14 protein-coding genes are annotated in these 12248 nt (G+C 69.2%); 13 read left to right on the top strand and 1 reads right to left on the bottom strand.

Annotated elements, in window-relative coordinates:
• Positions 1 to 42 precede the first annotated feature (42 nt).
• From K309_RS0104835 to K309_RS35990, 13 genes are all read left to right on the top strand, one after another.
• On the top strand, positions 43 to 1059 hold the full coding sequence (locus K309_RS0104835; RefSeq protein ID WP_029045365.1) for a TerC family protein: 1017 nt from the start codon (positions 43 to 45) through the stop codon (positions 1057 to 1059).
• Positions 1060 to 1069: 10 nt separating this feature from the next.
• The gene (locus K309_RS0104830) at positions 1070 to 1495 is read left to right on the top strand and encodes a universal stress protein (protein ID WP_029045364.1); all 426 of its coding nucleotides are present in this window, start codon (positions 1070 to 1072) and stop codon (positions 1493 to 1495) included.
• Between the two features lie 272 nt (positions 1496 to 1767).
• Positions 1768 to 3453 carry a nitrite reductase gene (locus K309_RS0104825; protein WP_029045363.1) on the top strand — a complete coding sequence of 562 codons (1686 nt, stop codon included), beginning with the start codon at positions 1768 to 1770 and terminating at the stop codon, positions 3451 to 3453.
• Positions 3454 to 3521: 68 nt separating this feature from the next.
• The gene (locus K309_RS0104820; protein WP_035876810.1) at positions 3522 to 3863 is read left to right on the top strand and encodes a c-type cytochrome; all 342 of its coding nucleotides are present in this window, start codon (positions 3522 to 3524) and stop codon (positions 3861 to 3863) included.
• Positions 3845 to 4234: a c-type cytochrome gene (locus K309_RS0104815; RefSeq protein ID WP_035876808.1), complete on the top strand. Its 390-nt coding sequence runs from the start codon at positions 3845 to 3847 to the stop codon at positions 4232 to 4234. Before K309_RS0104820 ends, K309_RS0104815 begins: the two co-directional genes overlap by 19 nt.
• Complete coding sequence (locus tag K309_RS0104810) at positions 4162 to 5403, top strand: cytochrome D1 domain-containing protein (RefSeq protein WP_029045360.1); 1242 nt, start codon at positions 4162 to 4164, stop codon at positions 5401 to 5403. The genes K309_RS0104815 and K309_RS0104810 overlap by 73 nt, the downstream gene beginning before the upstream one ends.
• A 9-nt stretch (positions 5404 to 5412) precedes the next feature.
• Complete coding sequence (gene ahbB, locus K309_RS0104805; protein WP_029045359.1) at positions 5413 to 6390, top strand: siroheme decarboxylase subunit beta; 978 nt, start codon at positions 5413 to 5415, stop codon at positions 6388 to 6390.
• 2 nt (positions 6391 to 6392) lie between these two features.
• Entirely contained in the window at positions 6393 to 6884 is a 492-nt protein-coding gene (locus tag K309_RS0104800; protein ID WP_232232314.1) for an Lrp/AsnC family transcriptional regulator, read from the top strand.
• On the top strand, positions 6884 to 7399 hold the full coding sequence (gene ahbB / locus K309_RS0104795; RefSeq protein ID WP_029045357.1) for a siroheme decarboxylase subunit beta: 516 nt from the start codon (positions 6884 to 6886) through the stop codon (positions 7397 to 7399). Before K309_RS0104800 ends, ahbB (K309_RS0104795) begins: the two co-directional genes overlap by 1 nt.
• Positions 7399 to 8562 (top strand): heme d1 biosynthesis radical SAM protein NirJ, encoded by a 1164-nt coding sequence (gene nirJ, locus K309_RS0104790; protein WP_029045356.1) that lies wholly within the window; start codon positions 7399 to 7401, stop codon positions 8560 to 8562. Before ahbB (K309_RS0104795) ends, nirJ begins: the two co-directional genes overlap by 1 nt.
• A complete protein-coding gene (locus K309_RS0104785; protein WP_029045355.1) occupies positions 8559 to 10058 on the top strand; it encodes a nitrite reductase in 1500 nt (499 codons plus the stop codon). The genes nirJ and K309_RS0104785 overlap by 4 nt, the downstream gene beginning before the upstream one ends.
• A gap of 32 nt (positions 10059 to 10090) precedes the next feature.
• Positions 10091 to 10858 (top strand): uroporphyrinogen-III C-methyltransferase, encoded by a 768-nt coding sequence (gene cobA, locus K309_RS0104780; protein ID WP_029045354.1) that lies wholly within the window; start codon positions 10091 to 10093, stop codon positions 10856 to 10858.
• Between the two features lie 50 nt (positions 10859 to 10908).
• Complete coding sequence (locus K309_RS35990; protein ID WP_051320331.1) at positions 10909 to 11370, top strand: potassium channel family protein; 462 nt, start codon at positions 10909 to 10911, stop codon at positions 11368 to 11370.
• A 49-nt stretch (positions 11371 to 11419) separates the two neighbouring features.
• Here K309_RS35990 and K309_RS0104770 read toward each other — a convergent pair whose 3' ends face one another.
• On the bottom strand, positions 11420 to 12184 hold the full coding sequence (locus K309_RS0104770) for a DUF4410 domain-containing protein (RefSeq protein ID WP_029045353.1): 765 nt from the start codon (positions 12182 to 12184) through the stop codon (positions 11420 to 11422).
• Positions 12185 to 12248 lie beyond the last annotated feature (64 nt).

Raw genomic sequence — 12248 nt, 5'->3', positions numbered from 1 at the left:
GCCGGACCGCGCGCCAGCCTCCGGCCGTCACGCCTTGAGGCAATGGACACCTTTGCCACCGCCCCGATGTGGGCCGGATTTTTCGTCCTGGTGCTGGGCACGCTGCTCGTGGACATCTTTGTCCTTGGCGGGCGGCATGCGCACCGGGTTTCCTCGCGCGAGGCGCTGGGATGGACCCTGACCTGGATGACCCTGGCCGCGCTGTTCGGCCTCGCGCTCTGGTGGGTGGTGGCCGAAGATGCCGGCCACGACGCCGCCTATCGCAAGGTGCTGGAGTTCTACACCGGCTACCTGATCGAGCTGTCGCTGTCGGTCGACAACATGTTCGTGTTCGCGATGATCTTCAGCTATTTCGCCGTGCCGCCTGAGCTGCAGCGCCGGGTGCTGCTGCTCGGGGTGCTCGGCGCGATCCTGATGCGCGCCGCCATGATCCTGGTGGGCGTATGGCTGATCAGCCAGTTTGCCTGGATCCTCTACGTGTTCGGCGTGTTTCTCGTCATCACCGGCATCAAGATGCTGTTCATGTCCAGGCACGCGCCCGACCTCTCGCGCAATCCCATCGTGCGCTTCCTGTGCGCGCATATGCGGATCACCTCGGAGTATCACGGCGAACGCTTCTTCGTGCGCATCGACGGCCTGCGTCATGCCACCCCGATGTTCGTGGTGGTGCTGATGGTCGAGGCCACCGACCTGGTATTCGCGGTCGACAGCATCCCGGCGATCTTCGCCGTGACCACCGATCCGTTCATCGTCTTCACTTCGAACATCTTCGCGATCATGGGCCTGCGGGCCCTGTATTTCCTGCTCGCCAACCTGGCGGCGCATTTCCAGTACCTGAAGTACGGCCTCGCCATCGTGCTCGCCTTCATCGGCGCCAAGATGCTGGTCGAGCCGTGGTTCCACGTACCGGTGCACTGGTCCCTGGGCGCGGTCGCGATGACGCTGTTCGTCTCCGTCCTGCTCAGCCAGGCCAGGACCAGGCGAGCCGCCGCAGCAGGCGATCAGCCGGGCCGCAGCGGCGCACCGCGCGGACGCGGGGCCGGGAACCGGCGCACATGAGGAGCAAGCCATGAATAAAATCCTGCTGGCGACCGACGGGTCGTCCTATAGCGACGCGGCCGCGCGCTACCTGGCGCAAAGCCCGCTGCTTACCCGCGACTTCGTCGTGCACGTAGTGCATTGCGAGCCGGATGTGCCCGGCGACATCAAGTCCTTCATCGACCGCGCCACGCTCGACGACTGGCATCGCGAACAGAACGAGAAGGCGATGGGCTCGGTGGCCACCATCCTCGGCGAAGCAGGGATCGCGTTCGAGCGCCATGGCTTCACAGGCTTCGCGCCGGCCCGCATCGTCGAGTATGCGAGCCAGATCGGCGCCAGCCTGATCGTGATGGGCTCGCATGGCCGGGGCGGCTTCCTCGATGCCATCATCGGGTCGGTGGCAAGACGAGTCCTGGCCCATGCGCACTGCCCTGTGCTGTTGATCAAGGATTAGCAGCGCAATCGCACTACGCTAGGCTCCCTGCCATCAGGGCGGCGCGCGGCTCCGCGAGATCGCGCCGCCCCGGGAACGCGCGCGCCTGCCGCGCAGGCAAACCACGCCTTCTGCCAGGCAAAAAAACCGTTGCGTGACATCCAGCACGGTTTGATGCCAGTCAAGCCCCTTCTCGCAGAGTGTCCGCATCATCACTGCAAGCGCCTGGTGCCAGTTCGCGCCCCACAAGCACCGCGACAACAGCTTTCCACAACCCGCTGAACCACGGCACCATGAAAGCAAGAAAATGGCTTTACCCCGCATTCGCGGCACTGCCGCTCTCGCTCTGGCTGGGACTTCCCCAGGCAGCCACCAACACGGCCAAGGCCGCGCCGAAGCCTGAAGCAAAAGCCGAACAGAAGGCGGCGATCCCCACGCTCACCGCGGCCGAGTTCGACCACGCCAGGCAGATCTACTTCGAGCGCTGTGCCGGCTGCCACGGCGTGCTGCGCAAGGGCGCTACCGGCAAGCCGCTGACACCCGACATCACCCGCGCGCGCGGCTCCGAATACCTGAAGACCTTCATCAAGTACGGCAGCCCGGCCGGCATGCCGAACTGGGGCACTTCCGGCGATCTCTCCGACAAGGAAGTCGACCTGATGGCCCGTTACATCCAGCTCGATCCGCCGACGCCGCCGGAATTTTCGCTGGCCGACATCGAGAAGAGCCGCAAGGACATCCTGCCCGTCGCGCAACGGCCGACGAAGAAGATGAACCAGTACAACCTCGACAACCTCTTCTCGGTCACGCTGCGCGATGCCGGCGAGGTCGCGCTGGTCGATGGCGACAGCAAGCAGATCATCAACATCGTCAAGACCGGCTACGCGGTGCATATCTCGCGCATGTCGGCGTCGGGCCGCTACCTTTACGTGATCGGGCGCGATGCGCGGCTGGACCTGATCGACCTGTGGCTGCCCAAGCCCGACATCGTCGCCGAGGTCAAGATCGGCATGGAAGCGCGCTCGGTCGAGACCTCCAAGTACAAGGGCTATGAAGACAAGTACGCGGTGGCGGGCTCGTACTGGCCGCCGCAGTACGTGATCATGGAAGGCGACACGCTCAAGCCGCTGAAGGTGGTGTCCACGCGCGGCATGACCGTCGACAACGAGTACCACCCCGAGCCGCGCGTCGCCTCGATCGTCGCCAGCCACTACCACCCCGAGTTCGTGATCAACGCCAAGGAGACCGGCAAGATCCTGATGGTCAACTACTCGGACCTGTCCAACCTGAAGACCACCACCATCGATTCGGCCAAGTTCCTGCACGACGGCGGCTTCGATTCCACCGGGCGCTACTTCCTGGTCGCGGCGAATGCTTCCGACAAGATCGCCGTGGTCGATACCAAGGAAGACAAGCTCGCCGCGCTGATCGAGGTGGGCAAGACCCCGCACCCGGGGCGCGGCGCCAACTTCACGCATCCGAAGTTCGGCCCGGTCTGGGCCACCAGCCACCTTGGCGATGAGACCATCAGCCTGATCGGCACCGATCCCGCCGGCCATGCGGCGCAGGCGTGGAAGGTGGTGCAGACGCTCAAGGGCCAGGGCGGTGGCTCGCTGTTCATCAAGACGCATCCCAAGTCCTCGAACCTGTGGGTCGATACGCCGCTGAATCCCGATGCCAAGCTGAACCAGTCGGTGGCGGTGTTTGATACGCGCAACCTGGAAGACGGCTTCAAGGTGCTGCCGGTCGCCGATTGGGCCGGGCTGAAGGGAGCCGGCGCCAAGCGGGTGGTGCAGGCCGAGTACAACAAGGCCGGCGACGAGGTCTGGTTCTCGGTCTGGGGCACCAAGGACGGCGAGTCCGCACTGGTGGTGGTCGATGACAAGACCCGCACGCTCAAGACCGTGATCAGGGACAAGCGCCTGATCACGCCAACCGGCAAGTTCAACGCCTACAACACGCAGCACGACGTTTACTAAAAACCCGCGGCACCGCACCCCTCTCTCGGTGCGGTGTCCGCTTCCATTCCCCCAACGGAGAAATTACGATGAAGCTCCCTATCCACCTGCGTGCGCGCCTGCCCGCGCTCCTGGCAGCCGCGGGCTGTGCCCTTTCGTTCGGCGCTGCCGTCCCCGGCGTAGCCCATGCCAGCCAGCAGCTTGCTTCCAGCAAAGCTTGCCTGTCCTGCCACGGCGTCGACAAGAAGCTGATCGGACCGGCCTTCAAGGACGTCAAGGCGAAGTACACGGGCAAGAAGGACGGGCAGGCGCATATGGTCCAGTCGATCCTGAAGGGCAGCAACGGCCAGTGGGGCGCGATGCCGATGCCGGCCAACGCCGTCAGCGAAGCCGAGGCCAATACGCTGGCCAAATGGATCCTGTCACTCTGACCCGGGCGTGGCGTGGCGCCACGGTGAACATGCTGGCCGCGGCGCTGCTGTCCGCGCCGGCCATGGCGCCGGCGCAGCCCACGCCCACGCACGCCCGGCAGGCGCAACTGGGGCACTGGCTGCGCGATGATTGCGGCGCCTGCCACGGCATGACGCTGCGCGGCGGCCTGGGTCCGCCGCTGACGCGCGAGGCGCTGGCGGGCAAGCCGCCGGAGAGCCTTGTCGCCACCGTGCTGTACGGGCGGCCCGGCACCGCCATGCCGCCCTGGCACCCCTTCATGACGCAGGATGAAGCCCAATGGCTGATCGAACGACTCCGGGCCGGCGACCCGCCGGCCGTCATGCCAGTCAACGCGGCACCGGCACGCTGATGCGCGGCCTTGCCGCCGCGCTCGCCTGCGCCGCCGCGCTGTTGGCCGGCTGTGCCGGGGCGGTGCGCGGCACCGGCGATCTCGGCGTGGTGGTGGAACGTGCCGCCGGCCGGCTGCAGATCGTGGAAACCACCGGCATGACGCGGCTGGCCACGGTCGACGGGCTGGGCGACCTGTCGCACGCCAGCGTGGTGTTCTCGCGCGATGCGCGCTACGCCTACGTGTTCGGCCGCGATGGCGGGCTCACGCGCGTGGACCTGCTGGACGCGCGCATCACGCACCGCATCCTGCAGGCCGGCAACAGCATCGGCGGCGCGATCTCGCAGGATGGCCGCGTGGTGGCCGCGCAGAATTACGCGCCGGGCGGGATCCGGCTGTTCGATGCCCGGACGCTTGAGCCGCTGGCGGACCTGCCGGCCATCGGCCAGGACGGGCGCCGCGCCAAGGTGGTGGGCCTGGCCGACCTGCCGGGCCGGCGCTTTGCCGCAAGCCTGTTCGAGTCCGGCGAGATCTGGATCATCGATGCCGCCGATGCGCGCCATCCGCAAGTGACGCGCCTGCCGGCCGGGCGCGAGCCGTACGACGGCCTGGTCACGCCCGACGGACGCTGGTACCTGGCCGGCCTGTTCGGCGAGGACGGGCTGGCGCTGGTCGACCTGTGGCAGGCGCCGCCGCAGGCGCGCCGTATCCTCTCCGGCTACGGCCGCAGCGGCCAGCCGCTGCCGGTCTACAAGATGCCGCACCTGCGCGGCTGGGCGATGGCGCAGGGCCAGGCATGGCTGCCGGCCATCGGCCGGCACGAAGTACTGGTCGCCGACCCGGCGCGCGGCTGGCAGCAGACCGCGCGCGTGGCGCTGGCCGGCCAGCCGGTCTTTGTCATGGCACGCCCGGACGGCCGGCAGGTCTGGGTCAACTTCGCTTTCCCGCACAACGACACCGTGCAGGTCATCGACACCGCCACGCGCGAGGTGGTACGCACGCTGCGACCTTGCCGCGGCGTGCTGCATATGGAATTCACGCCCAAGGGGGAGGCGCTGTGGCTGTCCTGCCGAGACGACAACCGCGTCGAGGTCTTTGACACCGGCAGCCTCGCGCGCATCGCCACGCTGCCGGCCGATAACCCCAGCGGCATCTTCTTCACCGCGCGGGCGCAGCGCTTCGGCATGTAAGGGGACGCCATGCTCGACGAACGCACCCTGTACAACACGCTGCAGCATGACTTCCCGCTGCAGCCCCGCCCCTACCAGGCGCTCGCGGAAGGACTCGGCCTGTGCGAGCGCACGCTGCTGTCGCTGCTGGCGCGCGACCTGGGCGCGGGCCGGATCAGCCGCGTCGGCGCCGTATTCGCGCCCAACGTGATCGGCGTCAGCACGCTGGCCGCGCTGAGCGTGCCGACGGCGCAGCTGGATCGCATGGCCGCGCGCGTCAGCACCTGCGCCTCGGTCAGCCACAACTACGCGCGCAGCGGCCACGCATACAACCTGTGGTTCGTCGCGGGCGCGCGCGAGCGCCGCACGCTGGACGGCACACTGGCCGCCATTGCCGACATGGCCGGGCAAGTGCCGCTGGACCTGCCGATGGCGCGCGAATACCACATCGACCTGGGTTTTGCGCTCGGTACCGGCGACCGCCGCCGGCGCCGGATCGCCGCACCCGTGCCGCCGGTGACGCTGGACGCGGATGACTGGCGCCTGGTGGCGGCGCTGGAGGCGGGCCTGCCGCTGACGCCGCGCCCGTTCCACGAACTGGCGTTGCGCACGCGGCTGCCGATGCCGCGCGTCCTCGAGCGGATTGCGCAGTGGTCGGCACAGGGCGTCATCCGCCGGCTGGGCGTGGTGCTGCGCCATGGCCGCTTCGGCTACGGGCACAACGCCATGTGCGTGTGGAACGTGCCAGACGCCCGGGTCGACGCGATCGGCCTGCGCCTGGCGCGCCAGGCGCGCGTGACGCTGTGCTACCGGCGCGAGCGGCGTCTGCCGGCCTGGCCCTTCAACCTGTTCGCGATGATCCATGCCCGCGACGCGCGCGACCTGCAGCCGGCGCTCGACCACATCCGCGCCACCGTCGGGCTGGACCAGACGCCCGGCGCGGTGCTGGTCGGCACACGTTGCTACAAGCAGCGCGGCACGCGCTACGCCACGCAGGAGGCGGCATGAACATGGCAGCCGATGCCTGCGGCGGCGCGCTTGCCGACACCGGCGGCACCATCGATGCCACCGACCGCCGCATCATCAACGCACTGCAACGCGGCCTGCCGCTGGTGCCGCGGCCGTATGCCGAGGCTGCCGCCTCGCTCGGCATCGCGGAGGGCGACCTGCTGGCGCGGCTGCGCCGGCTGCTCGACCACGGTGTGCTGACACGATTCGGCCCGCTCTATCAAATCGAACGTGCGGGCGGCCGCTTTGTGCTGTGCGCCTGCCACGCGCCGGAACAGCGTCTCGACGCGGTGGCCGGCGCGATCAACGCCTTCCCGGAAGTCGCGCACCACTACCAGCGCAACCACCACCTGAACCTGTGGTTCGTGCTGGCGGTCGCGCGGGCCGACGAGGTGGCCCCGGCGCTCGCCCGCATCGCCGCCGCGGCGGGCGTCGAGATCCTGCCGTTTCCCAAGGAGCGCGAGTTCTTCGTCAACCTATATCTTCCCGCATGATGTCCGCCGACGCCCACGATGTCATCGATCTTGCCCTGATCCGCGCCACGCAGGCGGGCCTGCCGCTGGAGCCAGCGCCGTTCGCGGCAGTGGCCGCCATGCTGGGACTCGACGAGGCCGAAGTCATCGCCCGGCTGGCGGCGATGCAGGCGCGCGGCATGCTGCGCCGCATCGGCGCGGTGCCCAACCACTACCGGCTGGGCTGGCGCGCCAACGGCATGACGGTGTGGGACGTGGATGATCGCTGCGTCGATGCGCTCGGCGAACGCATCGGTGCGCTGCCCTTCGTCAGCCACTGCTATCTGCGCCCGCGCCGGCTGCCGCACTGGCCCTACAACCTCTTCGCGATGGTCCACGCGCGTACGCGCGCCGACGCGGCGCCGCAGATCGGCCGCATCGCGGCGCTGCTGGGCGACGCCTGCCGCTCGCATGACGTGCTGTGGTCCACCCGCATCCTGAAGAAAACCGGCCTGCGCCTGCCGCCGGCCGGACCTGCCCCACAGGAGCCACGCTGATGTTCCGCCTGTCCCGCTTCATGGAAGCCCTGCGCGACGCCGGGCCGGTGCCGCCGGCCCGCAAGGCCGCCGGTCCGGTCGTGATCTGGAACCTGATCCGCCGCTGCAACCTCAACTGCCGGCATTGCTATGCCACCTCGGCCGATACCGATTTCAAGGGCGAGCTGGATACCGCCGAGGCGCTGCGCGTGCTGGCGCAATTGCGCGATGCGCGCGTGCCCGCGCTGATCCTGTCCGGTGGCGAGCCGCTGCTGCGGCCTGACCTGTATGACATCGCCGCCCATGCGCGCGTGCTTGGCTTCCACCTGTCGCTGTCGTCTAACGGCACGCTGCTCGATGCCGGCCATGCCGCGCGGCTGGCCGCCGCGGGCTTCGACTATGTCGGCGTCAGCCTGGACGGGCTGCCCGCCACGCACGACCGCTTCCGCCGCAGCGACGGCGCCTTCGCGCAGGCGCTGGCGGGCCTGCGCGCCGCGCGCGCCGCCGGCCTGCGCGTCGGCGTGCGCATGACGCTGACCGAAGCCAACGCCGCGCAGCTGCCCGACGTGGTGGCGCTGGCCGAAGGCGAAGGCATCGACAAGTTTTACCTGTCCCACTTCAACTACGCCGGCCGCGCGCGCAGCCATCGCGCCGAGGATGCACGGCATGCGCGCACGCGCGCCGCGCTGGACTGGCTGTTCGACCATGTCTGGGAGCGCACGCGCGCGGGCCATGCCGGCGACTTCGTCACCGGCAACAACGATGCCGACGGGGTCTACCTGCTGTACTGGATCGCTCAGCGCTTCCCGGACCGCGTCGCCGATATGCGCCGGCGGCTGGAACAATGGGGCGGCAACGCGACTGGCGTGGGCGTGGCCAATATCGACAACCTCGGCAACGTGCATCCCGATACGATGTGGTGGCACGTCACGCTGGGCAACGTGCGCGAACGGCCCTTCGGCGAGATCTGGGCGAGCCGCGCCGATCCCCTGATGGCGGGACTGGCCAGCCGGCCGCGTCCGTTGCAGGGGCGCTGCGCGGACTGCGCGCAGCGTGCCATCTGCAACGGCAATACCCGAGTGCGCGCGCTCGCACTGACCGGCAACGCGTGGGCGGAAGATCCGGGCTGCTACCTCAGCGACACCGAAATCGCCAACGCGCCCGGCACGGAGGTGGCGGCATGACGCGCATCGCCCGATGGCTCCTGTCCCTGGCGCTGGCCTGCGGCATGCAATCCGTATCCGCGCTCGATCCTGCCGCACTCTATGGCCAGCACTGCGCCGCCTGCCACGGCGCCGACCGCCTCGGCGGCATGGGCCCCGCGCTGCTGCCGGAAAGCCTGGAGCGGCTGCGCGCCAGCGAACTCGACACCGTGCTGCGCGACGGCCGCGCCGCGACGCAGATGCCGCCCTTCGGCGCCATGCTGGCGGCGCCGGAACTGCAGGCGCTGGCGCGCTGGCTGCGTACGGCACCCGCCGCCGCGCCGCAATGGAGCGTCGAGGCGATCCGTGCCAGCCACGTGGTCACGCATGCGCCCGGCACGCTGCCGGCGCGTCCCGTGTTCAGCGCCGATCCGCAGAACCTGTTCGTGGTGGTCGAGGCAGGCAGCCATCACATGACCGTGCTCGACGGCGACCGGCTGGCACCGATCCATCGCTTTGCCACGCGCTTTGCGCTGCACGGCGGCCCCAAGTTCAGCCGCGATGGCCGCTATGTCTACATGGCCAGCCGCGACGGCTGGGTCAGCAAGTACGACCTGTGGAACCTGGCCTATGTCGCCGAGATCCGCGTCGGCATCAACACACGCAACGTTGCCGTCAGCGACGACGGGCGCTGGGTGCTGGCCGGCAATACACTGCCGCGCACGCTGGTGCTGCTGCGCGCCGACGACCTGTCGCTGGCGCGGGTGCTCGACGTCAGGGGCCGCGGTGGCGACGCCTCGCGGGTATCGGCGGTCTACGACGCGGCGCCGCGCCACAGCTTTATCGCGGCGCTGAAGGACATTGCAGAGGTCTGGGAAATCCCGTATGCCGATGCCGCCGGCAAGCCACTCCCGTCGCCGGCACCGCGTACGATCGTGCTGGACGACGTGCTCGACGACTTCTTCTTCGACCAGTCTTACCGGCACATCCTCGGCGCGTCGCGCAGCGGCGGCGGCCAGGTGATCGACCTCGACCAGGGCCGCAAGGTGGCCGCGCTGGCGCTCGGCGGCATGCCTCACCTCGGCAGCGGCATCACGTGGCAACGGGACGGCCATGAAGTGATGGCGTCGCCCGACCTCGGGCAAGGCCGCATTTCGGTGATCGACATGCAGGACTGGCACACCGTCGCCACCATCCCGACCAACGGCGCGGGCTTCTTCCTGCGCAGCCACGAGAACAGCCGCTATGCGTGGGCCGACGCGATGATGAGCCCGCGGCGCGACACGCTTCAGGTGATCGACAAGCAGACCCTGCAGGTCGCCGGCAGCGTCACACCCAGTCCGGGCCGCACCGCCGCGCACGTGGAATTCACGCGCGACGGGCGCCATGCGCTGGTCAGCCTGATGGAGCGCGACGGCGCGATCGTGGTCTATGACGCCGCCACGCTGCAGGAAGTGAAGCGCATCCCGATGGACAAGCCCATCGGCAAGTACAACGTCTACAACAAGACCACGCGTTCGGCCGGCACCAGTCATTGACGCCATGCCGCGCGCACGCAGGAGTCCCTCGCATGAACTCTCCCCTCAAGCCCGGCAAGGTCTGGCTGGTCGGCGTCGGCCCCGGCAGCCCCGACCTGGTCACCGTGCGTGCGGTACGCGCGCTCGCATCCGCCGACGTATGGCTGGTCGATGACCTGGTCGCGCCGGAGATGTCCTGCTATGCCCGGCCCGGCACGCATGTCGAGTGGGTCGGCAAGCGTGGCGGCCGCTGCTCGGTCACCCAGGCGCGCATCCAGCAGCTGACACTGCAGCACGCGCTGGCCGGGCGCACCGTCGCGCGCGTCAAGGGCGGCGATCCGCTGCTGTTCGGCCGCGGCGGCGAAGAGGCCGCCTTCCTGCGCGCGCACGGCGTGCCGGTGGAAGCGGTCAACGGCATCAGCAGCGGCATGGCGGCGGCGCAAGCCATCGGCGTCGCGCTGACCCACCGCGCCCACTGCCACGGCGTGACCTTCGTCACCGGGCATACCAGCGAACACGGCTCGCCCGACTGGGAGGCACTAGTGCGCGGCGGCACCACGCTGGTCATCTACATGGGCATGAGCCGGCTCGCCGCGATCCGCGACGGGCTGCTGGCGGCCGGCATGCGCGCCGACATGCCGGCGGCGGTGGTGATGCATGCCGGCGGCGCGGAGGAGCGTTCGTGGACTGGCACGGTGCAGGCGCTGGCTGATGCGCTAGCTGCCGGGCTGGCCAGCCCGGCGGTGGTGCTGGTGGGAGGCGTGATGGCAGAGGCGATGCCGCAGGAGATGGCGCTCTCATCCGCCGCGCCGCTGGAGTAGCATGGTGCCGCGCGACCGGCCCGGGCCGCGCCATACCGACAGGCACGACCATGCTCACCAAGGCTCTCACCGCATTCCTCCTGATGGCGCTTTGCGTATCGGTTCACGCGATCGGCATCCTGGCGGCCTTTCACTGGCTCAAGTGGCGGATCCCGCCGGGGCCGCGCTACTTCTGGCGCGCCACGCGCGCGCTGATCAGCCTGGCGGCTTGCACGATCCTGCTGCACCTGCTGCAGATCGTGGCCTGGGGCCTGTTCTACTACTGGCGGGCGGGGCTGCCCGACCTGCATACGGCCCTCTACTTCAGCGCAGTGACCTACACCACCACCGGCTATGGCGACGTGGTGCTGCCGCAGCCATGGCGCCTGGTCGGCGGCGTGGAAGCGCTGACCGGCATCCTGATGTGCGGCCTGTCGACCGGTTTGTACTTTGCTTTCTTCTCCAGGGTGGTGACCAACGCGCTGCACCATCGGGAAAGCGAAGGCCCCGCGCAAGGCGGGGCCGGGGCTTGATGCTCGAGGTCGGGGCGGGGCGAGCCGTCCCGTTCCGCGCGGCAGCCGCTTAGCGCGCCGCCGAAGCAGTCAGCCAGCCTTCTTCGGCGCTCGTGGCCGCGACCTGCCTGGCGATCGAATCACCCAGGCGCGTGGCATCCGCATTGACCGAGTCATGCGTGAGTTCCGTGGCGCCGCGCACACCGGCCCCGCCGGCAGCCGCCATCGCTACATGTCCGGCCGCGGCGCCGATGCCGGCGGTTTCCGCCACGCCCGGGATATGGCCGCTGTCGGCGTCGGCGACGAAGCTCTGCAGCGGGACCGGGGTGCCGTTGGCGGGCTTGTACGAGATGCGCACGTCTGCGCCGACTTCGCTCTTGCCGGCACCCAGGCCGATCAGCAGGCGGCGCCGGCCGCTGCCTTCGTCGATCTTGCGGAAATCGCCCTCGACGATCAGTGCGCTGGCACCAGCCGGCGCCGGCGCATCGGAACGCACGGCATTCAGGCCCATGCCGCGCAGCTGGCGCACGACCTCGTTGGCGACCTGCTCGCGCGCTTCAGCCGCGGTCTGGCCCTGGGCGTCGGCCGACGAGCCGCCGGTGGCCATCATCCTGACCTTCTGCACCAGGCCGCCGTCGAGCTTCACCTGTCCGGCATCGGCCTCGAACGCGTGGACGTAGATCACGTCGGCGTGCACGGCCTGCATCAGGCCCATCTGGTTGATGCCGGTAACACCTGCATTGGCGCAGCCGGCGCCAAGCATGGCAGTGGCGGCGAATGCGGCGATGGTCAGGCGCTTGGTTTGCTTGGCGATGGTCTGGAGAGCGTTGCGCATATCGGTTCCTTTGGGTTGGCGATTCGTGCCGTCAGTGGTCTGGAAGAGCTGTCACCGACTTTGT

The sequence above is a fragment of the Cupriavidus phytohabitans genome, from assembly GCF_000426345.1.
Taxonomy (GTDB): Bacteria; Pseudomonadota; Gammaproteobacteria; order Burkholderiales; family Burkholderiaceae; genus Cupriavidus.
Note: the sequence above shows the minus strand (reverse complement) of the source record. Positions and strands in the feature narration are given on the sequence as shown.

Bases quoted from the DNA above. Each gene is read 5' to 3' on its own strand.
- K309_RS0104820 (WP_035876810.1), top strand. From the start codon at position 3,522: ATGAAGCTCCCTATCCACCTGCGTGCGCGCCTGCCCGCGCTCCTGGCA.
- K309_RS0104825 (WP_029045363.1), top strand. From the start codon at position 1,768: ATGAAAGCAAGAAAATGGCTTTACCCCGCATTCGCGGCACTGCCGCTC.
- K309_RS0104810 (WP_029045360.1), top strand. From the start codon at position 4,162: ATGGCTGATCGAACGACTCCGGGCCGGCGACCCGCCGGCCGTCATGCC.
- cobA (WP_029045354.1), top strand. From the start codon at position 10,091: ATGAACTCTCCCCTCAAGCCCGGCAAGGTCTGGCTGGTCGGCGTCGGC.
- ahbB (WP_029045359.1), top strand. From the start codon at position 5,413: ATGCTCGACGAACGCACCCTGTACAACACGCTGCAGCATGACTTCCCG.
- K309_RS35990 (WP_051320331.1), top strand. From the start codon at position 10,909: ATGCTCACCAAGGCTCTCACCGCATTCCTCCTGATGGCGCTTTGCGTA.
- K309_RS0104835 (WP_029045365.1), top strand. From the start codon at position 43: ATGGACACCTTTGCCACCGCCCCGATGTGGGCCGGATTTTTCGTCCTG.
- K309_RS0104830 (WP_029045364.1), top strand. From the start codon at position 1,070: ATGAATAAAATCCTGCTGGCGACCGACGGGTCGTCCTATAGCGACGCG.
- nirJ (WP_029045356.1), top strand. From the start codon at position 7,399: ATGTTCCGCCTGTCCCGCTTCATGGAAGCCCTGCGCGACGCCGGGCCG.
- K309_RS0104815 (WP_035876808.1), top strand. From the start codon at position 3,845: ATGGATCCTGTCACTCTGACCCGGGCGTGGCGTGGCGCCACGGTGAAC.
- K309_RS0104785 (WP_029045355.1), top strand. From the start codon at position 8,559: ATGACGCGCATCGCCCGATGGCTCCTGTCCCTGGCGCTGGCCTGCGGC.
- K309_RS0104770 (WP_029045353.1), bottom strand. From the start codon at position 12,184: ATGCGCAACGCTCTCCAGACCATCGCCAAGCAAACCAAGCGCCTGACC.
- ahbB (WP_029045357.1), top strand. From the start codon at position 6,884: ATGTCCGCCGACGCCCACGATGTCATCGATCTTGCCCTGATCCGCGCC.
- K309_RS0104800 (WP_232232314.1), top strand. From the start codon at position 6,393: ATGGCAGCCGATGCCTGCGGCGGCGCGCTTGCCGACACCGGCGGCACC.